The sequence below is a fragment of the Pandoraea sp. LA3 genome (assembly GCF_022696215.1).
Classification (GTDB): Bacteria; Pseudomonadota; Gammaproteobacteria; order Burkholderiales; family Burkholderiaceae; genus Pandoraea; species Pandoraea capi.
In genome coordinates, this window is record NZ_PTPY01000022.1 from 96,485 (window position 1) to 119,352 (window position 22,868).

General features: G+C 64.0%; 22 protein-coding genes and 1 riboswitch. Of the genes, 11 read left to right on the forward strand and 11 right to left on the reverse strand.

What is annotated here, in order from left to right; translation table 11 throughout:
• Positions 1-12: 12 nt before the first annotated feature.
• The 3 genes from C5N93_RS04740 to C5N93_RS04750 all read right to left on the reverse strand — a co-directional run bounded on the left by C5N93_RS04740 (position 13) and on the right by C5N93_RS04750 (position 4,195).
• Positions 13-816: an ABC transporter ATP-binding protein gene (locus C5N93_RS04740; protein ID WP_242558447.1), complete on the reverse strand. Its 804-nt coding sequence runs from the start codon at positions 814-816 to the stop codon at positions 13-15.
• A 12-nt stretch (positions 817-828) separates the two neighbouring features.
• Positions 829-2,991, reverse strand: a complete 2,163-nt coding sequence (locus C5N93_RS04745) for a TonB-dependent siderophore receptor (RefSeq protein WP_242558448.1) — start codon at positions 2,989-2,991, stop codon at positions 829-831.
• 6 nt (positions 2,992-2,997) lie between these two features.
• Positions 2,998-3,145, reverse strand: a riboswitch (adenosylcobalamin (AdoCbl) riboswitch).
• A 39-nt stretch (positions 3,146-3,184) separates the two neighbouring features.
• Positions 3,185-4,195, reverse strand: coding sequence for an SLAC1 anion channel family protein (locus C5N93_RS04750; protein ID WP_242558449.1), 1,011 nt, complete (start codon positions 4,193-4,195; stop codon positions 3,185-3,187).
• 151 nt (positions 4,196-4,346) lie between these two features.
• Here C5N93_RS04750 and C5N93_RS04755 point away from each other — a divergent pair, with 151 nt between their 5' ends.
• The 3 genes from C5N93_RS04755 (at position 4,347) to C5N93_RS04765 (ending at position 7,638) form a co-directional block, all read left to right on the forward strand.
• Positions 4,347-5,270, forward strand: coding sequence for an AraC family transcriptional regulator (locus tag C5N93_RS04755; RefSeq protein WP_242558450.1), 924 nt, complete (start codon positions 4,347-4,349; stop codon positions 5,268-5,270).
• Between the two features lie 32 nt (positions 5,271-5,302).
• Positions 5,303-5,797 carry a GNAT family N-acetyltransferase gene (locus tag C5N93_RS04760; RefSeq protein ID WP_242558451.1) on the forward strand — a complete coding sequence of 165 codons (495 nt, stop codon included), beginning with the start codon at positions 5,303-5,305 and terminating at the stop codon, positions 5,795-5,797.
• 281 nt (positions 5,798-6,078) lie between these two features.
• Positions 6,079-7,638 (forward strand): amino acid permease, encoded by a 1,560-nt coding sequence (locus C5N93_RS04765; protein ID WP_277990207.1) that lies wholly within the window; start codon positions 6,079-6,081, stop codon positions 7,636-7,638.
• Here the strand turns inward: C5N93_RS04765 and C5N93_RS04770 are convergent.
• On the reverse strand, positions 7,619-8,500 hold the full coding sequence (locus tag C5N93_RS04770) for an SDR family oxidoreductase (RefSeq protein ID WP_242558452.1): 882 nt from the start codon (positions 8,498-8,500) through the stop codon (positions 7,619-7,621). The two genes, C5N93_RS04765 and C5N93_RS04770, sit on opposite strands and share 20 nt — an antisense overlap.
• A gap of 117 nt (positions 8,501-8,617) precedes the next feature.
• On the opposite strand from C5N93_RS04770, the gene C5N93_RS04775 reads away from it, so the two are divergent.
• The gene (locus C5N93_RS04775) at positions 8,618-9,451 is read left to right on the forward strand and encodes a helix-turn-helix transcriptional regulator (RefSeq protein WP_242558453.1); all 834 of its coding nucleotides are present in this window, start codon (positions 8,618-8,620) and stop codon (positions 9,449-9,451) included.
• Positions 9,452-9,571: 120 nt separating this feature from the next.
• Here the strand turns inward: C5N93_RS04775 and C5N93_RS04780 are convergent, their stop codons facing one another.
• Both C5N93_RS04780 and C5N93_RS04785 read right to left on the reverse strand, forming a co-directional pair.
• Complete coding sequence (locus tag C5N93_RS04780; protein ID WP_242558454.1) at positions 9,572-10,699, reverse strand: aminotransferase class V-fold PLP-dependent enzyme; 1,128 nt, start codon at positions 10,697-10,699, stop codon at positions 9,572-9,574.
• A 123-nt stretch (positions 10,700-10,822) separates the two neighbouring features.
• A complete protein-coding gene (locus tag C5N93_RS04785; protein WP_242558455.1) occupies positions 10,823-11,635 on the reverse strand; it encodes a phosphodiesterase in 813 nt (270 codons plus the stop codon).
• Between the two features lie 316 nt (positions 11,636-11,951).
• Here C5N93_RS04785 and C5N93_RS04790 point away from each other — a divergent pair, with 316 nt between their 5' ends.
• Entirely contained in the window at positions 11,952-12,470 is a 519-nt protein-coding gene (locus tag C5N93_RS04790) for an Rrf2 family transcriptional regulator (protein ID WP_242558456.1), read from the forward strand.
• Between the two features lie 50 nt (positions 12,471-12,520).
• Here C5N93_RS04790 and C5N93_RS04795 read toward each other — a convergent pair whose 3' ends face one another.
• Both C5N93_RS04795 and C5N93_RS04800 read right to left on the reverse strand, forming a co-directional pair.
• Positions 12,521-13,117 carry an NAD(P)H-dependent oxidoreductase gene (locus C5N93_RS04795; protein WP_242558457.1) on the reverse strand — a complete coding sequence of 199 codons (597 nt, stop codon included), beginning with the start codon at positions 13,115-13,117 and terminating at the stop codon, positions 12,521-12,523.
• Entirely contained in the window at positions 13,114-13,572 is a 459-nt protein-coding gene (locus C5N93_RS04800; RefSeq protein WP_242558458.1) for a GNAT family N-acetyltransferase, read from the reverse strand. Before C5N93_RS04800 ends, C5N93_RS04795 begins: the two co-directional genes overlap by 4 nt.
• A 347-nt stretch (positions 13,573-13,919) precedes the next feature.
• Between C5N93_RS04800 and C5N93_RS04805 the strand changes: the two genes are divergently transcribed.
• Positions 13,920-15,134, forward strand: a complete 1,215-nt coding sequence (locus tag C5N93_RS04805; protein WP_242558459.1) for an NAD(P)/FAD-dependent oxidoreductase — start codon at positions 13,920-13,922, stop codon at positions 15,132-15,134.
• Between the two features lie 109 nt (positions 15,135-15,243).
• On the opposite strand, the gene C5N93_RS04810 is transcribed toward C5N93_RS04805, so the two are convergent.
• The gene (locus C5N93_RS04810; protein ID WP_069340096.1) at positions 15,244-16,170 is read right to left on the reverse strand and encodes a LysR family transcriptional regulator; all 927 of its coding nucleotides are present in this window, start codon (positions 16,168-16,170) and stop codon (positions 15,244-15,246) included.
• A 102-nt stretch (positions 16,171-16,272) separates the two neighbouring features.
• Here C5N93_RS04810 and C5N93_RS04815 point away from each other — a divergent pair, with 102 nt between their 5' ends.
• From C5N93_RS04815 to C5N93_RS04830, 4 genes are all read left to right on the forward strand, one after another.
• Positions 16,273-17,481: an MFS transporter gene (locus C5N93_RS04815; RefSeq protein ID WP_242558460.1), complete on the forward strand. Its 1,209-nt coding sequence runs from the start codon at positions 16,273-16,275 to the stop codon at positions 17,479-17,481.
• Between the two features lie 41 nt (positions 17,482-17,522).
• Positions 17,523-18,332 carry a 2,5-didehydrogluconate reductase DkgB gene (gene dkgB / locus C5N93_RS04820; RefSeq protein ID WP_242558461.1) on the forward strand — a complete coding sequence of 270 codons (810 nt, stop codon included), beginning with the start codon at positions 17,523-17,525 and terminating at the stop codon, positions 18,330-18,332.
• Between the two features lie 117 nt (positions 18,333-18,449).
• Positions 18,450-19,565, forward strand: coding sequence for an alkene reductase (locus C5N93_RS04825; RefSeq protein WP_242558462.1), 1,116 nt, complete (start codon positions 18,450-18,452; stop codon positions 19,563-19,565).
• Between the two features lie 27 nt (positions 19,566-19,592).
• Positions 19,593-20,588 carry an aldo/keto reductase gene (locus tag C5N93_RS04830; protein ID WP_242558463.1) on the forward strand — a complete coding sequence of 332 codons (996 nt, stop codon included), beginning with the start codon at positions 19,593-19,595 and terminating at the stop codon, positions 20,586-20,588.
• A gap of 93 nt (positions 20,589-20,681) precedes the next feature.
• Here the strand turns inward: C5N93_RS04830 and C5N93_RS04835 are convergent, their stop codons facing one another.
• Both C5N93_RS04835 and C5N93_RS28425 read right to left on the reverse strand, forming a co-directional pair.
• On the reverse strand, positions 20,682-21,812 hold the full coding sequence (locus C5N93_RS04835; protein ID WP_347403292.1) for an alkyl sulfatase dimerization domain-containing protein: 1,131 nt from the start codon (positions 21,810-21,812) through the stop codon (positions 20,682-20,684).
• Complete coding sequence (locus C5N93_RS28425) at positions 21,715-22,086, reverse strand: MBL fold metallo-hydrolase (protein ID WP_242558516.1); 372 nt, start codon at positions 22,084-22,086, stop codon at positions 21,715-21,717. The genes C5N93_RS04835 and C5N93_RS28425 overlap by 98 nt, the downstream gene beginning before the upstream one ends.
• On the opposite strand from C5N93_RS28425, the gene C5N93_RS28430 reads away from it, so the two are divergent.
• Positions 21,985-22,719 (forward strand): hypothetical protein, encoded by a 735-nt coding sequence (locus C5N93_RS28430; protein WP_242558520.1) that lies wholly within the window; start codon positions 21,985-21,987, stop codon positions 22,717-22,719. The two genes, C5N93_RS28425 and C5N93_RS28430, sit on opposite strands and share 102 nt — an antisense overlap.
• Positions 22,720-22,868: the final 149 nt, after the last annotated feature.

A 22,868-nucleotide genomic window follows, 5' to 3' on the forward strand; every position in this document is an offset into this window, starting at 1 on the left:
GGACAAAGCGCTTCACAGTTGGGGACATAGCGGATGAACGAGTGTGATACGTGGACGGTGTGTGACGGGATGCCGGTCGACCAGCGCTTCGACCTGGAACACGCGCGCGAGCAGATCGACGGTGAGTACGTCGTCCGGCGCGCCGTGCGCGACGATCTCGCCACCGGCCAGCACGTAGAGCCGGTCGCAATAGGCGGCCGCGAGATTGAGGTCGTGAATCGTGGCGAGCGTCGTGACGTTCAGCGAGCGAATGCGTCGCATCAGTTCGACCTGATGATGCAGATCGAGAAAGCTGGTCGGCTCGTCGAGCATCAGGACGTCCGGCTCTTGCGCTAGAGCGCGTGCGAGCAGCACACGCTGCTTCTCGCCGCCTGACAACGTGGCGAATGCCCGCTCACGCGCGGCCGTCATGTCGACATCGCGCAACGCACGCGCGACGAGCGCGGCGTCGTCGGGCGTATCGGCATCGAGCAGACGTTTGTGAGGCGTGCGCCCCATCCAGACGACCTGCTCGACACTCAGCCCGAAATCGTCCGGCAACTCCTGCAACAACACGGCGATGTGCTGCGCAGACCAGCGTGGCGACACGTGCCACACGTTCGTACCGTCGAGCGTCACCGCGCCGGTTTGCGGCTTCGCATAGCGGAATGCGCAGCGCAGCAGACTCGACTTTCCGCTGCCGTTCGGCCCGATCAGCCCGACGAACTCGCCGCGTGCGACATCGAGCGTGATCGACTGAAGCAGCGGTGCGGCGCCGGGGCGCAACAGGTCCGCCGGCGACCAGCTCAGTTGTGCGATGTGAAGTTCGCCGGGCATCGTCGAACGCCCTCAGAACTTCATCGTCGCGACAAGCTGCGCCGAGCGAGACGGGCCGAGCAGCCACTCGACCGGCGACTCGGACGTCACCGCATACGCCCGGTTCGCCAGATTGCGCAGATAGAGCGCGACGTTCACGCGCTTGGTCGCCTGCCAGGATGCTGTTGCATCAAGGACCGTGTAAGACGGCATCGGTGCGGTATTGGCGTTGTCGCTGTAGCGGCGTCCGACGTATCGCAGGCCGGTGCCCACCACCACGTCGTGCATCGGCGAATACGTCAGCCAGAGATTCGCCGTTTGCTGCGGCACGTTGTTCGGCACGTTGCCATTGCGCGACACCGCCGCCCCGCCGACGCTCTCGTCGAACTGATCGAAACGCGCACGCAACAGCGAGGCATTCGCCTCAACCGAGAAACCATAGCCAAGCTTCAACGCCCCGGACAATTCGATACCGCGCGACGACTGCTGACCGACTTGCTGCGTCAGCGTCGGATTCACTGGATCGGTCGTCAGCAGGTTCTTCTTCACGATCTGATAGACGGCCAGCGTCCAGAAGCCGCGCCCGTCCGGCAGTTCCTGCTTGACGCCGGCCTCCCACTGCTGCCCGGTCGCCAGGTCGAACTTCGTCTGCGATTGCGACAGCGTCACGAGCGAGCCGATGCTGTCGGCACCGCGCGTGTACTGACCGTAGACCGACGCCGACGGACTGAGCTGATACACGAGTCCGAGACGCCAGCCGACGTTCGAGAACGTCTTGCCGAACTCGGTGCCGGTGGCGAGTTGACGACGCGAGTAGTCGAGGTAGTCGTAACGCATGCCGCCTACGGCCGACAGGCGCGACGTGATGTCGAAACGATCTTCCGCGAACAGGGCGACCTGACGCGTGAGCGTGCGGAACTCGGCCACGGTCGGATCGGGACTCGCGAACACGCCCGGATCGAAGCCGTCGGCGCTCACCACCGACGAGCCGCCGAACGGCGTATTGCTGTCGCGCTGGAAGGAGATCTGATTCGCCTCGACACCCACCACAAAACGGTTCGCATGACCCGCGATGCTGCGGTCGACGGTGGCGTCCAGCCGGTTGCCGACCTGATGCTCGTGCTGGAGGATCTCGATGTAATCGCTGCGCGTGACCAGCCGCGTCGACGGATCCATCTCGTACGCTTCGCTGTTGCGCCAGTGCCGGTTGGTGTTCAGGTAGTACAACTGGTCACGCAGCGTGATGCCGTCCGCCACGCGATACACGCCGGTGAGTCGCGTCGACTGATCGAAATAGGCGATCAGCGCGTTACCGACGTTGAAGTTCTTGTAGCGCAGCGTCGAGTCGATGGTGCCGTTATTCAGCGGAACGCCGAAGTACGTCGCCGGCATCTGACGGCCGTAATCGTAGTCGAGCGTGAACGACAGCTTCGGGGAGACGTCGAGCTTCACCGCGCCGCCGAACGACGTCGTGTGCGATTTGCCCCGGTCGACCCAGCCGTTGCTGCGGTTGTCGCTCACGTAGAAGCGATACGACAGCATCGGGCCGAGTGCGCCGGTCGTGTCGAGCGCGAAGCGCTTCTGAGCGTCGGTGCCGAAGCCCACCTGAATCGTGGTCGCGTACTCGCGTTGCGGGCGCTTCGGCACCACGTTCACCACACCGCCGATCGCGCCTTCGCCGTAGAGCACCGACGCCGGTCCGCGCAGCACGTCGATGCGCTCCACCTGCCACGTGTCGAACGGGAACGTCATGGTGCCGGCACCGGGATACAGACGGGTGCCGTCGTAGAGCGTCATCACCGACTCCTGACCGGAGAAGCCGCGCACCGCGAGCGCCGTGCCGCCGTTGCCGGGCGCCGCATTGCTGGTGAAACCGGTGGCGCGCGTGACCGCATCGGTAACGGTCTGGTCACCGCGCGCTTCGATCTGTGCGGCCGTGATCGTCTCGACGCTCGCCGGCGTGTCGAGGCTCGACAGATTCAGGCGCGAGCCGGTCGATGTCGGCGTGGAGAGCGGTGCGTCGTCGCGCGCATGCTGCGCGTTGATCGTGACGAGTGGCAGGTTGGCATCCTCGGCGGCAACCGCCGGAACACAAGCGCCACCGAGCAGCGAGAAGGCGATGAATGCGGTTTGCTTGAGCGCGAGCGCGCCCGCCGCCGGGGCCCTGACGTAGGCCGTCGAACGAGATTGAGGCATGGTACTTCAGCGTCTCCTGGGGTTTCGCGCCCCAAAAACATGGTCGATGAACCCGACGGCCAGGTCTGACTTCCCGTCGCGATGACGAGTCACAGTGGCGCGACCGCGCTGGATTCTCACCAGCTTCCGGCCGTCGGTAGCGACGCATTCTACGTGGTGCTGAAGATTTTCGGAATGATTTGGACGCAAGGCGTCATGAAGTCAGCGTCCGCAGTTCGCCCCTCGCCACGCCCCACGCGGTGCGCACGAACAGCGCGGCAATCACCAGCGTCGCCAGACCGAGCAGCGCGATCGCCACCGTGTCCGTTACCGGATGCTGCGCAAACCCGGCGTACTTCACCGCCGTGGCGGCCGACGCCGCGAGCGGGAAGCTCACCGACCACCACGACACACGGAACGGGCAGCAATGGGCGAGACCGCGCAGGCGCACCAGCAACACTGCCAGCACGAACAGCATGATCATGTAGAGCGCCTGCGCGAAGCCATCGATGCTGCCCACAGTGGCCGCGGAGGTGGCGGTATAAGCCGAGAAGCCCACGGAGAACGGTGCGACCAGAATGAGCAGCGACGGCTGCAACGACACCGGGAACGGTTCGGCGAACATGAGTCGCGACACGATCATCGTGAACAGCGGCACAGCAAAGAACAGGCCGACCGCCGTGCCGAACACCATCAGGCCGTGCATCTCGTGCGAGAGGCCGAGAGCAGGCACCGCCAGCGGCACATCGAGCAACCCGACCACCGGGACGATCCACGCGGGCGTTGCATGCTCAGGCTGCTGACGCACGCTGATCCAGCGCATCACCATCCACCACGCGAGCACCACCATCCCGGTCGCACCCGCGTACCACAGACCGCGCGCCAGTCCCGGATGACTGTCGGCGAGCAACAGCGGGGTGAGCAAAAGGCTGATCAGCGGCGTGCCGAACATGTTGCCGGCAATCGGATGCGAGAACTCGGCGCGCACCCGGTCGAAGTGCAGCACGGCCTTGGCCAGATAGGCGACGACGAGTGCGGCGAACAACGCGAGCGCCACCGCACCGATCGCTTCGCCGACCCACGATGCGGCGCCGAACTGGGCATGGGCCAGCCGCCACGCCACGGACAAGCCGGTCAGCCCCATCACGGAGCCGAAGAACGCGACCGGTAACTGACTGAGTGTGGTGGGCGTCGCGGCGATTGGCACCTGCGCATGCGTTGTCATGAGGTTTTCTCCTGTCGGAGGCCCCGGCACGTCGACGCTCGTGAGCGTCGCCGCCGGTGACCTCGGCAATCACGGTTTGGGTGAGGCGAGTATGCGCCGGACATCGATACGAATAGAATCATTGAATCTCAATTTTTAGCGCATTCGTCTCATGGACACGCTGACGCGACTGATTCAGATGGCCGACCCGCAAGCCGGGCTGGATTTGCGCTGCCGCTTGTCGGGCGCCTACGAAATTCCGCATGACGCCGCCCCCGACGGCATCTCGCCGTTTCACCTCGTGCTCGCGGGCGCGTGTCGCATCGACATCGGAAGCCGGCACCTGATCGCGCGCACCGGGGACTTCATCCTGTTCCCGCGTGGCGGCGCCCATGTCATTCGCGACGAAAGTGCGGCCGGCTCGCCCGTCCGTACCCGGCTGGCGCATGGCGACCTGCTGCCCGAGCGGCTCGCAGGCGACGAGACGAACCGCCCCGTGGGGGCAGACATTCTGTGCGGACACTTCGTGCGCGCGTCCGGTCCCGGCAACCTGCTGTTCGACGCGCTCCCCGACCCCGTGCATGTCTCGCTCACGGGCGATCCGTCGGACGCGCTGCAAGGCATTGTCGAGTTGATGCGTGTCGAGGCGGCTGACCGGCGTCCGGGGGCGCTCGCCATCGTCACATCGCTGAGTCAGACGCTGTTCGCGATGGCGCTGCGACGCTGTTGCGAGCGACCCGCAGGCGAAGCCGGCATTCTGGCGTTGCTCTCAGATGCGAGGCTGCACGCATCGGCGCAGGCGGTATTCAACGACCCCGGGGAGCCGTGGACGATCGATACGCTCGGCCAACGCGCCGCGATGTCGCGCGCCACCTTCGCGCGCCGTTTCCACGAACGCTCGGGCATGACGGTATTCGAATTCCTCACGCGGGTGCGCATGGCCGTGGCGTGCGATCTTCTGCTGCGCACGCGGCGTAATGCGGGCGATATCGCCATGTCCGTGGGATACCAGTCGGAAGCGGCCTTCGGCAAAGCGTTTCGCCAGCACATCGGTGAATTGCCGGGACAGTTTCGCCGTCGCCAGAGCCGCGTATGATGTCGGCCTCCCCCCACCATCGTCAAACGACCATGCAACCTTCAGTGCAATTGCGCAACGCGCGCCCGTCCGACGTCGACCGCTGTTACGAAATCGAAATCAGCGCCTACGAAGGCGACGAAGCCGCCACGCGCGAGAAGATCGCCACGCGGATCGCACAGTACCCCGAAGGGTTTCTCGTCATGACGCGCGACGACAACATCATCGGGTTCATCAATTCCGGGTGCGCCTACGACGTCGTGATGTCCGACGAAGCCTTCAAGGAATTGATCGGCCATGACGCCGCCGCGCCGAACGTCGTCATCATGTCCGTCGTGCTCGCCCCTGAAGAGCAGGGTCGCGGCTATGCCCGCACGCTCATGGAAGCCTTCATCGCCCGCATGCGCGCCGCCGGGAAAGCAACGATCCATCTGATGTGCAAGGAACGTCACATCCCGCTCTACGAACGGCTCGGTTACCACTACGTCAAGCCGTCGCCCTCGGATCACGGCGGCATGGCGTGGCATGAGATGGTGATGAAACTCTGACGAAAATCCGCATAAATTAGCGTTTTGATGCGAACTATCGACGCACGCAAGCAGAAAGTAGCCTGATAAAGCAGTCCCGCAGTACAATCCACCCCACTCTGCAATACCCCCCGGCCGGTTCTGCGTCAGCGAACCGGGCGCACCTTCCTGCGGGCCCCACAACCAGAAGTCGACGGGCCGTTTCCGGAAGACAGGCGCGGCGTCGTCATGCGCGACAGCCGCCGCCGCGACGGCCGCACGGGGGCTTCGCTTCGCTCACAAGGCTCTGAAGGAACAAGACATTGGCAACATCGGAACATGACCCGCTCCGCGAGGGCGTCGAGGCGCAGGCATCTGCACCGTCGGAACTGCGCCGCTCCCTCTCTGCCCGCCACCTGACGATGATCGCCGTGGGCGGCTCCATCGGCACCGGCCTGTTCGTGGCGTCCGGCGCCACCATCGCGCAGGCGGGCCCGGGCGGTGCGCTGCTGGGCTATGTGCTGATCGGCCTGATGGTCTACTTCCTGATGACCAGTCTGGGCGAGCTGGCCGCCGCCATGCCGGTGTCCGGATCGTTCTCGACGTACGGCGCCCGTTATGTGGATGAAGGGTTCGGTTTCGCGCTGGGCTGGAACTACTGGTACAACTGGGCCGTCACCGTGGCGGTCGACCTCGTGGCCGCGCAACTGGTCATGGCGTACTGGTTCCCCGACGTGCCCGGCGTCTACTGGAGCGCGCTCTTCCTTGCCATCACCTTCTGCCTCAACGCGCTCTCCGCGCGCGGCTTCGGTGAAGCGGAATTCTGGTTCGCGCTGATCAAGGTGATCGCCGTCCTGGCGTTCGTGGTCATGGGCGTGATGATGCTGCTCGGCATCATTCGTGGCGGTGAGAGTGGCGGCGTGGCCAACTGGACGATCGGCAATGCCCCCTTCGCCGGCGGCTTCGCGGCGCTGATCGGCGTGGCGATGGTCGTGGGCTTTTCGTTTCAGGGCACCGAACTCATCGGCATCGCCGCCGGTGAATCCAAAGATCCGGCACGCAATCTGCCGCGCGCCGTGCGTCAGGTCTTCTGGCGCATTCTGCTGTTCTACGTGGCCGCCATTCTCGTCATCGGCCTGCTGATTCCGTACACCGATCCCCATCTGCTGCGTAACGACGTCACCGACATCAGCGTGAGCCCGTTCGCGTTGATCTTTGAGCGTGCCGGACTGCTCGGCGCGGCTTCGGTCATGAACGCCGTCGTGCTGACGTCGGTGCTCTCGGCAGGCAACTCGGGAATGTATGCCGCCACGCGCATGCTCTACAGCCTGGCGCGCGACGGCAAGGCGCCTCGCGTCTTCGGTCGCATCTCGCGCAACGGCGTGCCGATGTGGGCGCTGTTTGCCACGGCCGCCGTCGCGGCACTGTGCTTCTTTACGTTCGTGTTCAGCCCGAATGCCGTCTACATCTGGTTGCTCAACACGTCCGGCATGACGGGCTTCATCGCGTGGCTCGGCATTGCGATCAGCCATTACCGCTTCCGTCGCGGCTACGTCAAACAGGGTCGCGACCTCGCCAATCTGCCGTACGTCTCACCGTTCTTCCCGTTCGGCCCGATCTTCGCCTTCGTCCTGTGTCTGATCATTACGCTCGGTCAGAACTATCAGGCGTTTCTTCAGGACCGGATCGACTGGGGCGGCGTGGTGGCGACGTACATCGGCATTCCGCTGTTCCTGCTGATCTGGGCAGGCTACCGGCTCGTGCGCGGGTCGCACTTCGTGAAGTACCGCGACATGCGCTTCCCGCAAGGCCGGACGCCTGCGCAGGCAGACGCCCTGACGGATGCCGCGGCGGGTCACGAGACTAGTAACGCGCTTCGTTGAGATCGGCGATCAGCGTCGGGCCGCTCGGGCGCCAGCCCAGACGCGCCTGAGTGAGCGCGCTCGACGCCCACATATCCAGTCCGACGAAGATCCCCATCCATCCGAAATGCGCCGGGGCTTGCTCCGGCGTCAACGAGACGGCCGGCAAGTTCAGACCGCGCCCCAGCGCCTCGGCGATCTCGCGACTGCTGATCCCCTCCTCCCCGACCGCGTGATAGCGCGCGCCCCGCACGCCGGCTTCCAGCGCCAGCCGGTAACACCGCGCCACGTCCGACAGATGGCCCGCCGGCCAGCGGTTCTCGCCGTCTCCGACATAGGCCACGACGCCCTTCTCCCGCGCAATCGCGATGAGCGGTGTGATGAGCCCCTGGCGGAGCGGATTGTGGACCTGCGGCAGTCGCATCACCGACACGTTCACCCCGGCGTCCAGCAGCGCGTTGCCTGCCAGTTCCGACGCGATGCGCGGATTGGGATGCGCGGTGTTGAAGACATCCTCGCTCGCGGGTGCGCCGTGTTGCGAGCCCATGCCGGTGCCCGACGTGATGATCAGCGGCCGGTCTGAACCGGCGAGCGCGGCGCCGAGGGCCGCGATGGCGCGGGTGTCCTTGGCGCAGTTCTCGACGAACTTCGAGAAGTCATGATCGAACGCTGCGTGGATGACGCCATCCGCTTTGGCCGCGCCACTGCGCAAGGTCTCCGGGTCTTCGAGCGTGCCGTGATGCACCTCGGCACCGGCATCGCGCAACGCCTGAGCGCCGGCGTCGGATCGGGTCATGCCAATCACTTCATGCCCGGCGTTGATGAGTTCGGGGACCAGCGCCGAGCCAATGAAGCCCGTCGCCCCCGTGAGAAAGATACGCATGGTGAATTCTCCGTCGTGTTCGCGGCGCGATGCCGCGCCATGACGATCACTATCGGTCCATTCGTTATCCCGTTAAAGTAGTGACCTCATCATAGTAAAGCGACTAACAGGATTCCCATGTCAGTCAACACGGCCAAATCGCTCGGCGACTTTCTGAGAAGCCGACGCACGCGTCTGGACCCTGCGAGTTTCGGCTTTTCCGGACGCCGGCGAACCCCGGGGTTGCGACGCGAGGAAGTCGCCCAGCGCGCACACATCAGCCCGACCTGGTACACGTGGCTGGAGCAGGGGCGCGGCGGCGCCCCGTCGGCCGATGTCCTTGAGCGCGTCGCCGGCGCGTTGATGCTGACCGATGCGGAACGCGAGCATCTTTTCATGCTCGGTCTGGGACGTCCGCCCGAGGTGCGCTACCGGGCGGTCGAGAGCGTCAATCCCCGGCTCCAGCGGCTGATCGACCTGCTCGATGCCAGCCCGGCCATCATCCGCACGGCCACGTGGGATATCGTCGCCTGGAATCGTGCCGCGCAGGTGGTGCTCACGGACTACAGCAAGTTGCCGCCGGGCGAGCGAAACATCCTGTACTTCCTGTTTCGGGATCCGGGCGCGCGGGCGCGGCAGCATGACTGGGAGAGCATCGCGCGGTTTGTCGTCGGCGGATTCCGGGCGGACGTGGCACGCGCGGGTCTGTCGTCGGAAGTGAGCGAACTCGTCGACGAGCTTTGCCGCATCAGTCCCGAGTTCGACGCGCTATGGCGAGATAACGAGGTGCTTGGACACAACGATGGCGATGGCCTCAAACGGCTGCTGCATCCCGAACTGGGGCCGATCGCGCTCGAGTACTCGGCGTTTTCCGTGGACGGCCGCCCGGACCTGAGCATGATCGTCTACAACCCGCTCGACGAAGTCGTCGCCGAGCGAATTCGGGCGCTCGCCGCGAAAGCGTCAGCATAAGCGCGCCCGCGCACATGAGCGAACACGTGAGCGAGCGCGAACCTCGCAGAAACACAAAGCGGCCCTGAAGGGCCGCCTTGCTTTGATGGCTGGCGGACGCGATGCGCGCCCGGCAATGCCTTACAACACCTGATCGAGCGCCTTGGCGAATCGCTCCACCGCGCCGTCGACCTCGTTGAGCTTGTCCAGCCCGAACAGACCGATGCGGAACGTCTTGAAGTCCTCCGGTTCGTCGCAACGAAGCGGGACACCGGCCGCGGTCTGCACGCCAACGTCGGCGAACTTCTTGCCGGAGCGAATACCGTCGTCGTCGGTATAGCTCACGACCACGCCCGGCGCTTCGAAGCCCGGCGCCGCCACGCTGCGCAAGCCCTTTTCCTTGAGCAGCGCGCGAATCCGCTGTCCGAGTTCGAGTTGCTCGGCGCGCACCTTCTCGAGTCCGTAGGCTTCGGTTTCCTTGATGACGTCACGCAACGTGGCGAGGCTGTCGGTCGGCATCGTGGCGTGATAGGCGAAACCGCCCTTCTCATACGCTTCCATGATCTGGAGCCACTGGCGCAGATCGCAGGCGAAGCTGGTGCTCGTGGTCGATTCGATACGTTCGCGCGCCAGCGCGCTGAGCATGACCAGCGCGCAACACGGCGAAGCGCTCCAGCCTTTTTGCGGGGCGCTGATCAGGATATCGACGCCGCACGCCTGCATGTCGACCCACACCGTGCCCGACGCAATGCAGTCCAGCACGAACAGGCCACCGACTTCGTGAACGGCATCGGCCACGGCACGCAGATACGTGTCAGGCAACATCATCCCCGACGCGGTCTCGACGTGCGGCGCGAAGACCAGAGCCGGCTTAGTCTCCCGGATCGTCGCGACGACTTCGTCAATGGGTGCGGGGGCGTAAGCCGCCTGACGACCCGACTCCACGGGACGCGCCTTGAGCACGATCGATTCGGACGGAATGCCGCCCATGTCGAATATCTGCGACCAGCGGAAGCTGAACCAGCCGTTGCGAATCACGAGGCACTTCTTGTTCGTCGCAAACTGACGCGCCACCGCTTCCATACCGAACGTGCCGCTACCGGGCACTACCACGACCGACTTCGCGTTGTAGACCTTTTTCAGGCCATCGGAGATATCGCGCATCACGCCCTGAAAGCGCTGCGACATGTGATTGATGGAACGGTCGGTGTACACGACCGAGTATTCGAGGAGCCCATCGTGGTCGACGTCAGGGAGTAATCCGGGCATGTCTGCCTCCGATAATCGTTATATGAAGCGGTCTGGGACAGATTCTAACGAAATCCCGGGATTCCCGTCCCTGAACGAGCGCTGCCCACCCCATCACACCGACCACCCGACGGGCGGCGACATTTACATGCGGCTCTCGCCCCCATCGTCCTCGTCGTCCTCAAGCCACGACTTGTCCAGATAGTCGTGGAAATGCACCGTGACCTGATCCTGCGCCAGCAGCACCACGGCGTATGCCGGCGGCTCATGGCTCTGACGCACCGGAAACACCGTGTGCATGTCGAACGGCACCTGGTGGTTCAGGCCACGCATCGTCGAATACGGAATGCCGTGCCAGCTACCGCACACCGGACGGTGCACATGGCCGAAGAAAAGGTGACGGATGTTCTTGCGGCCGCCAACCAGTGCAAGGAATGCCTCGGGATTGGCCATACCAATGTTGTCGAGACTCGCGATACCGATGTCGAACGGCGGATGATGCATGAACAGATATGCCGGACGCTCGCCCAGTCGGTCCAGCTCGCGCGCAAGCCATGCACGCCGCGCTTCGCAGTACAGGCCGCCGTGCTGCCCCTCGTCGAGCGTGTCGAGCATCAGCAGCGACGCATCGCCCACATCGAACCGACCCTGCACGAAGCCGTTCTCATCACGCAGCCGCTCGGGAAACGCACCAGTGAACACCGAACGCAGATCATGGTTGCCCATCAAGGGGAAGCTTGGGAAAGGCAGGCGGTCGAGCTGCTCTCGCAACGCCGCATATCCCGACGCTTCGCCACGATGCGTCAGATCGCCCGTGATGACGCAACACTCGGCGTCCGTGTGATGCTCAAGAATATCGTCGACACACGCGACGAGGCGGGCGTAGGGATCGAGTCCGTAAAGCGGCTCACCCGGCGTGACGAGATGGGTGTCGGTAATGTGGATGATTTTTGTCATGCGAATGGACGTTCCCGGGAAATATCGAGCATGAGGCGCGCATGGCGCGAGCCCGACTATCGTACAGATCGTCCACCATGCACGCTACGCAAGAATAACGTGTGACACGACCGCTCAACAGCGGGATGAATGTCCGGCATCACTGAAATGCGACGCAAGGGAGGGACGCCCCCGAAAACGAAGATTGACGTAGCGGCGTATAATCGCGCCAACATTACACCGACCGTGTGAGTCGCCGTTTATCGTACATCGACGAACGACGCCGAAGCCCGGACACGCAGCACTCGCTGCCCGCCCCCCTAGACCGCCCATCACCATGTCATACATCAGCACCGGCGTCGAATACAGCCTTCACTGTCTGCTTTATCTTGCGGATTCGTCTGCCGGGGTGCGCGACGCCAGCGTGCGCGATCTGGCCGAGATGCAGGGCATTCCCGTGGAGTACGCCGCCAAGCTCTTTACCCGCCTGTCGAAAGCGGGGCTGGTCATGTCGACGGAAGGCGCGCGCGGCGGCTATTCGCTCGCGAGAGACAGTCACGAGATTACGGTGCACGACGTCATCGTCGCCATCGACGGCGAGAAGGCGCTATTTGACTGCCGCGAAGTGCGGCGTCAATGCGCGGTGTTCGACGGGGATCCCCCGGCCTGGGCGTCGAAGGGCAAGTGCTCGATCAGCGCGGTCATGGCGTCGGCCGAGGCGGTCATGCGAGCGGAGTTGCAAAAGCACACGCTCGCCGATCTGGCCGCCGGTGTGAATGCAAAAGCGCCTGCCGCGTACGGCAAGCGCGTCATCACGTGGTTCGACGAGCGCGCCGCAGCGCGACGCGGCCACTGAGGCATCTGCGCGCGTAGCACGGCGCGCGGTGCGCGGTGCGCGGTGCGCCGTCAGCGTGTCAGATAGCGCGCGAGATCGCTACGGCAGTCGAGCAACGCGCGCTCGCCCGCTTCAGGGCCGGCGACCAGACCCTGCATCAGGAAAAACGTCACGTCCTCGATGCCCATGCAACGCAGCGCGTGGCGCAGATACGGCGTAAGGAAGTCAGGCTGACGTGCGTTGTCGCCCGTATGAAAGCCGCCGGACCCGACGATCACGATCGTCGGACGATCCTTCAGCAAACCGACCTTCCCCTCCGGCGTGTTGGCGAACGTCTTGCCAATACGCACCACATAGTCGATCCACAGCTTGAGCGCCGCCGGCACCGTAAAGTTGTGCATCGGCGTCGCGATGGCGAGAAACGACGTCGTCTCCAGCTCTTCGATCAGCCGGTCCGACAGTTCGAAATGCGTGCGATCCGGTTCCCGCGACGTAATGGCGGCGGCATAGTCGCTCGAAATCGGCGGCAGCGGCGAAGCGACCAGATCACGCACGATGCCCGGTGCGTCGCCGTAGCGATTCGCGTTGTTCTCGAGAAACGTACGTGCCATCTCGAACGCACGGCTCGACGGGCCATGCGGGCTGGCATTAAGCAACAGACTTCTCATCGACGCACCTCGTCCGACGTGGCCAGCGACTCGGTGAAATGCATGCCCTTGGCGAGCATCCCGTTGCGGAAGTAGAACCGCTGGGCAAGCGGCATATGCAGCCCGGTGTCGAGCACGAAATTGGCGCACCCGGCGTCGCGCGCAATCTTCCGCACTTCGCCTAGCAGCTTCGAGCCGACGCCACCGCGCTTGTTGTCGGCGGCAACGACCAGATCGTCGACATAGATGAAACGCCCGTAGATCAGGTTCGTCATATGGCGGTAGCCCGCCAGCCCCAACAACCGCTCGCCGTCGAAAACCCCCAGCAGATGGTAGGCCTGAGCGCGCTGCGCCTCGACTTGCGCCGCGAAAGCGTCGGCGCTCACGAGGTGCGGACGCAATTCCTTCATGACGGCGTAGGCCGCGCGGACGTCGTCCGGCGTCTCAAGATGTTGGAAAGTAAGCAAGGTATTCATGATCTCTCTGACAGTAGTCCACCGCCGACTGTAGTCCCGCGGTATCCGCCGGACCAGAGACAAGAACTGACGAAACGTCCGGGACAAGCCGGGTCCGGTAGCTGCCCCTCCTGCGCTCCCCCCTCCCACGATTCCCCTGCACACCGTGTCCTCCCGTAACAGGGACAAGAAGTGTCGAACGCATTGGGACAAGATACGGCAGACCGCCATTTCGGCCAAAAATCGCTTGCGCCCCTAAACTCCGACTCATAGAATCGGCGTTATCAGATCTGAGCCGAACCGAGAATCACCGCACACCGGTGACTCGAAGACCCTCTCTCCCCCCGACGCATTCAGGAGCAACCTGCATGACCCAACGTATTCTTGTGATTGGCGCCGGCTTTGCCGGTACGTGGAGCGCGCTGGCGTCCGCCCGCCTGCTCGACATGGCCGGACGCACCGACGTGGAAATCGTCCTCGTCGCGCCGGAGCCGCATCTTCACATCCGGCCCCGCCTGTACGAAAAGAACCCCGGCGGCATGAAAGCCCCGCTGCAAAAGCTGTTCGACACGGTCGGCGTCCAGTTCATTCAGGGTCACGTCGCCCATATCGATGTCGAGCATCGTATGGTGACGATTGCCGATATCGACGCCGACGCCCCGCATGGCGCCATCAGCTATGACCGTCTGGTGCTTGCCGCCGGCAGTCGCCTCTTCAGCCCGCCGATTCCGGGCCTCCAGGCGCACGCGTTCAACGTCGACCAGATCGCCGACGCCATGGCGCTGGAAGCCCATCTCGCCGGTCTGGCGAGCCGTCCGGCCAGCCCGGAACGCAATACGGTAGTCGTGGCCGGCGCGGGTTTCACCGGCATCGAGACGGCGGCGGAAATGCCGTCGCGCTTGCGGGAGATCCTGGGCGAGAACACCGATGTGCGCGTCGTCATGGTCGAACGTAACGACGCCGTCGGCCCCGATCTCGGCCCCGGCCCGCGTCCGATCATCACGCAAGCGCTCACCGAACTGGGTGTGACGTGGACACTCGGCTCAGGCGTCGCCAGTGTGGACGAACGCGGCGTCACGCTGGAGAACGGTGAACGTATCGACGCCGACACCGTGATCTGGACGGCCGGTGCGCGCGCCAACACGCTCACGGCGCAGATCCCCGCCGAGCGCGACGCGTTCGGTCGCCTGCTGGTGGACGCCAACCTCAAAGTGCTCGGTCTCGACGAGGTCTACGCCACGGGCGACTGCGCACGCGCGGCGACCGACGACGCAGGCAATCCGACCATGATGGCGTGCCAGCACGCCATTTCGCTCGGCCGCTCGGCCGGTCACAACGTCGCGGCGGATCTGCTCGGTGAAGCGCCGATTCCGTACCATCAGCCGAAGTACGTGACGTGTCTCGACCTCGGCCCGTGGGGCGCGGTTTATACGGAAGGCTGGGATCGTCAGGTGGTGCTGACCGGCGCGCAGGCGAAGAAGCTGAAAAGCGAAATCAACAGCGTGTGGATCTATCCGCCGAGCGACGCCACACGTGCACAGGCGCTGGCCAGCGCCGACCCGCGTCAGGCCGTCGTCGCCTGACGTCATGAACCGAGCGGCGCGCTGGCAGGTCTGCGCGCGAACGCTCCGGCGTCCTCCCCTCGTTCCCGCCCTCCCCTTGTAGCAACCGGCGCAGTGAGCTCCCCCCATCTCACTGCGCCACCCACGCCGCCGCCCCGCCTTTCTCCGTCTGCTCGCGTAATGCTGTGACCAGATAGTCGACGAACGACGCAATGCGCGCCGAGATCGCCGTGTTGCGGTAGTACACGGCATGGATCGGCTGACGCACGTCCTGCGTCTGACGCGCGAGCACCTGCACGAGACGGCCCGACTCGCAGTCACGCTTCGTCATAAATTCCGACAGACAGACGATCCCCGCGCCTTCGAGCGCGAGTTGACGCAGCGTCTCGCCGCTGGACGACATCACATCCGGCTCGATGCGGTGCGGTTCGCCGTCTTCCCCCAGAATCGGCCAGACGTTCAGCGATTCCGGCTGCGAGAAGCCCAGCAACGTGTGTTTGGCCAGATCGCCGACCTTGCGCGGCTGTCCGTTCGCGGCCAGATACGCCGGACTGGCGAACATGCGCGTGCGGCTGTTGCCGATCAGACGGCTATGCAGCGTCGAATCCTTCAACCGGCCGATGCGAATGGCGACGTCGGTGCGGCGCTCCAGCAGATCGATGAACCCCTCGTTGCTGTTCAGCTCCAGCTCCACCTCCGGATAGCGCTCGCGATAGCCCGGCACCAGCGGCACGATCACGTGCAGCATGAACGGCGTTGCCGCGTCGACGCGCAGCCGGCCGGATGGCTTTTCGCGCCGCGTGAGCATCTGCTCTTCCGCGCTCTCGACCGAATCGATGATCGCCCGCGCGTTCTGAAGAAACGCGCTGCCCTCCTCCGTCAGTTCCAGCCGGCGGGTCGTGCGGCGAAGCAGCGTGGTCTTGAGCTTCTCCTCCAGCCGGCCCAGCGTCCGGCTCGTGGCCGACACCGTCAGGTCCAGTTGCTGGGCCGCCGCCGTGATCGACCCGGTGTCCACCACGGCCGCAAAGGCTTGCAGTTCGTCGAGCGTGATCTTCATTGTTGATTTGAAATCAAAATAATTTCTTTTATAGGCTACTTTTTCCGCAAAAGTAAAGGGCGCACACTGCCGTTCATCTTGATCCCCTCGGGTATTCCCGTCATGAACCAGTCATCTTCCCCATCCGCCCAGACGTCGTCGGCACACGCCACGCTGTCGCTGCTGGCCCTTGCCATCGGCGCGTTCAGCATCGGCACGACCGAGTTTTCGCCGATGGGACTGCTTCCCGTCATTGCCGAAGGCGTTCACGTCTCGATTCCGACCGCGGGCATGCTGATCACGACGTACGCCCTCGGCGTGATGATCGGCGCGCCCATCATGACCCTCATCATGTCGCGCTGGTCGCGCCGCACGGCGTTGATTGCGCTGATGAGCATCTTCACCCTCGGCAACCTGCTCTCGGCCGTGTCGGCGAACTACACCACGCTGCTGCTCGCGCGTCTGGTGACGAGTCTCAACCACGGCGCATTCTTCGGTCTGGGCTCCATCGTGGCCGCGAGCGTCGTGCCGCGTGACAAGCAGGCCAGTGCCGTCGCCACCATGTTCATGGGGCTGACGATCGCCAACATCGGCGGTGTACCTGCGGCCACCTGGCTCGGACAAACCATCGGCTGGCGCATGTCGTTTGCGGCCACAGCCGGCCTCGGTGTCATCACCATGCTGACGCTGCGCTTTGCGCTGCCCAAGGGGGAAGCCGGACGCATGCCCGACATCCGTCGCGAACTTTCGGTGCTCACGCGTCCTGTCGTGCTGATGGCGATGGCCACCACCGTGCTCGGCGCAGGCGCCATGTTCACCCTGTACACGTACATCGCACCGACGCTCGAAGCCATTACCGGCGCGTCGCCGAGCTTCGTGACGGCCATGCTCGTGCTCGTGGGGGTCGGCTTCTCGGTCGGCAACATTGCCGGCGGCAAGCTCGCCGACCGCTCGATCAACGTGAGCCTGATCGTCTTCCTGGTCCTGCTCGTCGCGATCATGCTGGCCTTCCCGCTGCTGGCCCGTACGCATCTGGGCACTGCGCTGGCCGTGCTCGTCTGGGGTATCGCGACGTTCGCGCTGGTGCCGCCGCTGCAAATGCGCGTGATGCGCGCTGCCGCCGAAGCCCCGGGCCTCGCCTCGTCGGTCAATGTCGGCGCCTTCAACCTCGGCAATGCCGTTGGGGCCGCCGCCGGTGGCGCCGCGATTTCGGCGGGTTACAGCTACACGGCCGTTCCCATCGTGGGCGCGCTGATCGCCGGATCGGGCCTGCTGCTGGTGCTGATCCAGCTCGCAACACAACGCACGCCGATGCAACCGGCGAGCAACTGATACACCTTTTCGTCCACCCAATTCACATTCAGGAGCTCACGATGAGCAATATTCCCGCATTCGGTCTCGGTACGTTCCGCCTGCAAGGTCAGGTCGTCATCGATTCGGTACGCACCGGCCTCGAACTCGGCTACCGCGCCATCGACACGGCGCAGATTTACGGCAACGAAGCCGACGTCGGTCAGGCGATTGCCGAGTCCGGCGTCGCCCGCCAAGACCTGTTCCTCACGACGAAGATCTGGGTCGAGAACTACAGCAAGGACAAGCTGGCCGCCAGCCTCGAAGATAGTCTTTCGAAGCTGCGCACGGACTACGTGGACCTCACCCTGATTCACTGGCCCGCACCCGGCAACGGCGTCTCGCTCGACGAGTTCATGACCGCACTGGCCGACGCGAAGGCCAAGGGTCTGACGCGTCAGATCGGCATCTCGAACTTCAACATCGACCTGACGAAGCAGGCCATCGCCGCCGTTGGTCGCGACGCCATCGCCACCAACCAGATCGAGCTGAGCCCGTATCTGCAAAACCCGAAGCTCGTCGGCTTCCTGCAAGAACAGGGCATTCACGTGACGTCGTACATGACGCTCGCGTACGGCAAGGTGCTGGGCGACGCGACGCTGCGTGCGATTGCCGAGCGTCATCAGGCCACGCCGGCGCAGGTGGCGCTGGCCTGGACGCTTCAACGCGGCTTCTCGGTGATTCCATCGTCGACCAAGCGCGAGAACCTCGCGAGCAACCTGCTGGCGCAGACGCTGCGCCTCACGGACGACGACATGGCCCAGATCGCCGCACTCGATCGCAACGGCCGCGAAGTCAGCCCCGACGGTCTGGCTGCACGCTGGGACGACTAATTACGTGTGTGACAGGACGAACGGTTGTCCGCTCGTCCTGCCCTCGCCGCGCTCCGGCATGGACGTCTCGCAACACACGCAAAGACATCCCCACGGAACGCTTCTACGGAAATCATCATGACGCAGGATCCTCTGTTTCAACCGATGCAACTCGGCGCGCTCACGCTGCCGAACCGCATCGTCATGCCGCCGATGACGCGCTCGCGTGCGAGCCAGCCCGGCGACGTACCGAACGCCCTCATGGCCGAGTACTACGCGCAACGCGCCGGTGCCGGCCTCATCGTCAGCGAAGGCACTTACATCGCCCCGCTGGGCAAGGGCTACGCATGGACGCCCGGCATTCACTCGCCCGCGCAGGTCGAGGGATGGCGCACGGTCACCCACGCCGTACACGCGGCAGGCGGCCATCTCTTCGCGCAGCTCTGGCATGTGGGCCGTCTGAGCCACACGAGCCTGCTCGGCGGACGTCAGCCGGTCTCGTCCTCGCCCATTCAGGCCGACGGCGTGAACGTCTTCATCGCTGGTGAAGATGGCACCACGCCCGGCTTCGTGCAGGCTTCCCTGCCGCGCGCGCTGAGCGTGAAGGAAATCGGCGAGATCGTCGATCAGTACCGCGCCGCCGCGCGCAATGCCATCGACGCCGGTTTCGACGGCGTGGAACTGCATGGCGCGAACGGCTATCTGGTGAACCAGTTCATCGACTCGAACGCCAATACCCGCACCGATGCCTATGGCGGTTCGCTGGAAAACCGTCTGCGCTTCCTGCGCGAAGTCACCGAAGCGCTGATCGAGGGCACGGGCGATGCCTCGCGTGTCGGCGTTCGTCTCGCACCGCTCACGACGCTCAACGGCTGTGTCGACGCCGATCCGGAAACCACGTATCTCGCTGCGGCGAAGCTGCTGGGCGAGCTGGGCGTGGGTTACCTCCACATCGCGGAAGCCGACTGGGACGACGCACCGCTCATGCCGGTGGCGTTCAAGCAGAAGTTGCGCGCGGTGTATCCCGGCGTGCTGATTTACGCCGGTGGCTACACCGCCGAGCGCGCGCGTGCTGCACTTTCCGAGGGATGGGCGGATCTGATCGGTTTCGGCCGCCCGTTCGTCGCCAACCCCGATCTGCCGGAGCGGCTACGTGTGGGCGCACCGCTCGCGCTCCACCATCGGGATACCCTGTTCGGCGGCGATGCCCGCGGCCTGACAGACTACCCGACGATGGTCAGGGCAGCCGCCTGATCGCCGTCGCAAAGTAAGGAATCGACCATGAGAGTCAAGCTCCCCTCCCGCCTCGGCTTCGGTACCGCGCCGCTGGGCAACATGTATCGCGACATCCCGAACGACGAAGCGATCGCAACCGTCGACGCCGCATGGGAAAGCGGCATCCGCTACTTCGACGCGGCGCCGCTCTATGGCGCCGGTCTTGCGGAACTGCGTCTGGGCGAAGCGCTCGCCGGACGTCCCCGGGACGAATACTCGATCGGCACGAAAGTCGGCCGATTGATTCTGGACGAACACGAAGACGCCTCGCAACGCGACCTCGGCGAGAAAGGCGGCCTGTTCGAGCATGGACTGCCGAACAAGATCGTCTACGACTACACGGCGGATGGCACGTTGCGCTCCATCGAAGACAGTCTGAAGCGCTTGCGCACCGACCGGCTCGATTACGTATGGATTCACGACCCGGCGGTGGATTTTCACGGCGATCGCTGGCATGAAGTGTTCGACGTCGCGATGGAAGGCGCCGCCAAGGCGCTCACGCGACTGCGCGACGAGAAGGTCATCAAGGGCTGGGGACTCGGCGTCAACCGCATCGAACCGTGCGAGCTGGCCATCGAGCGCGCCGACCCGGACGGCTTCCTGCTGGCCGGACGCTACACGCTGCTCGACCATGCGGGTGCGCTCGCCCGTCTCATGCCCATGAGCGCAGAACGCGATCTCGGCATCATCGTCGGCGGTCCGTACAACTCGGGCGTCCTCGCCGGTGGCACGCATTTCGAATACCAGCCCGCAACGCCGGAGTTGCTCGCGCGTGTCGCCCGCATTCGAGACGTCTGCCAACAGTTCGGCGTGGACATTCGCGCCGTGGCGCTCCAGTTCTCGCTGGCGCATCCGGCGGTGGCCGGTGCGATTCCCGGTGCTAGCCGTCCCGAGCGTATCGAAGAGAATCAGACGCTCGCGAGCGCACCGATTCCCGCCGAATTGTGGACTGCGCTCAAATCGCAGGGATTGATCGCCGAGAACGCGCCGACGCCCAACTAAGCGCGCCACACGCTTTCACCGATCCGAGAATTGGAAATGCCCGCACGTCGTCGAACGGGCGGGCATTTCATTACAGCGGGACGTCCGTACGAATCACGGTTCCGCGATCGTGAACCAGAAATCGAACTTGTCGTACAGACCGAGCATTTCCTTGAACTTCGCGCGGTCGCCGTCGAACTTCACCTGTCCGCTGTCGGCCAGATTGCCAAGCTGCAACTTGCCGAGCGCAATGTCGTCCAGCGTCGTTCGATTCAGGCTGATGTTGGCATCTGCCGTCTGCAAGACGGTGTCCTTGCTGTAGTTCATCACCCCATTCTTCACCGTCAGCGCGTACTTCTCCTTTGTGTCGGGGAAGTCGACGTTGAACGCATACGCCTTGCCCGCCGCCTTCGGCCCGTTCAGGTGAATGGCCAGGAAGTCGAGGAACATCTCGGTGGTCATGCCGCGGATGATGTCCGGTGACGACGTGTTGGGTGTCGCCACTTTGTGGACACCGCCCCGCAACTCCTGCGCACCGCTCAGATAGAAGTTACGTGCTGGGCCCGACTCCGCCTGATAGCCCAACTGTTCGAGCGATGCCGCTTCGAGATTGCGCGCGGCCTGATTGGTCGGTTGCGCGAACACGACCTTGTTGGTGAGTTCCGCCGCCCAGCGATAATCGCCCTTGTCGAAAGCCGCTTTCGCTCCCTGAAGCATCTTGTCCGCGCCGATGAGGGCCACGTAGCGCTTCGCCTCGTCGGTCGGCGGATACGGATCGAAGTTCGCCGGATTGCCATCCCACCAGCCGAGATACAACTGGTATGTCGCGCGCACGTTGTGCTTCAGATTGCCGTAATAGCCCCGGCTGTAGAACTCCTTGGCCAGCGAATCGGGCAACTGGAACTGGTCCGCGATCTCATGCATCGTCATGCCCTGATTGGCCATGCGAAGCGTCTGGTCATTGATGTAGCGATACAGGTCGCGCTGCTTCTCAAGATGCTCCACGACGCGCTCGTTACCCCATTGCGGCCAATGGTGACTGCTGAAGGAGACGACGGCATCCTTGCCCCAGAGGCGCAACGTTTCGTCGAGATAGTGCGCCCACTTCTGCGCGCTACGGACCTTGGCGCCGCGCAACGTCAGAATGTTATGCAACGTGTGCGTGGCATCCTCGGCCAGATCGATCGCCTTGAACTGCGGGAAGTAGAACAGCATTTCCGCCGGCGCTTCGGTGCCCGGCGCCATCTGGAAGACGATGTCCACACCGTCGATGTTGAGCGTCTCGCCCGTCTTCTTGATGAGCTTGCTCGACTCGAACAATGTGATCGTCCCGGCTGCCGACCAGTGGCACTTTGCCTGAGCGCACGTCCTTCTCGTCGACAACACCACGAACGCCGGCGAAGTGATCGACGTGGCTATGCGTGAAGATCACGCCGGTCACCGGCAGCTTCTCCACTTTGCTGTTCACGAGATCGAGCGATGCCTTCGCCGTCTCGACCGACGTCAGCGGATCGATCACGATCCACCCCGTCTTGCCGCGCACGAAAGTGATGTTCGCGAGATCGACGTTACGCACCTGATAGATGCCGTCGACCACTTTGAAAAGGCCATGCGCCGAGAGAAGTTGCGACTGCCGCCACAGACTCGGATTCACCGTGGGCGGCGCCTCCCCCCCCATGTTCTGCTTCAGAAAGTCGTACTGCGTCAGGTCGATGACCGTATTGCCCGCAGCACCCTTGATCACCGGATCCGACAAATCGGCGATGAAACCGCGCTGGATATCTTCGAAATCCTGCTTGTTCGCGAAGGGAAGGAAATTGCGAAGCTTCGCATTCGCATCGAGCGTGGCGCGCGTCGCATCCGCGGGCGCGACAGGAGACGACTGCGCGTGCACCACCTGCCCGGAAAGGGTCGCAGCGATCAGCGCAATCACGGCAACAACCGACTGACGTTTCATGAATTCCTCCGCACAGACATGGAGAATCGTTACGACATCGTGATCGTGAATCAACGGAAGTCATTCTCTGCGGAGGTTTTCGACATTGACATAGGTGTTTGGGGAAAAAGCATCCGCCCCCTGGGGCAACGGGAACACGATCCGAGACCCGAATTCTCACAGCGCAGCAGCGCATTCTCATATGAGCTGCCATGACGATCATCGGAGGCGAAGCCGGCACATATGCCGTTAAAACGGCCGTATGCCGAGAGATCACTCACGTCGCATCAAAAAAACGGTCTTTACGAATTTATTCAGAGGTGCTATCAATTCAAAAACGCTCGATATTCGAGATATCCATTAAA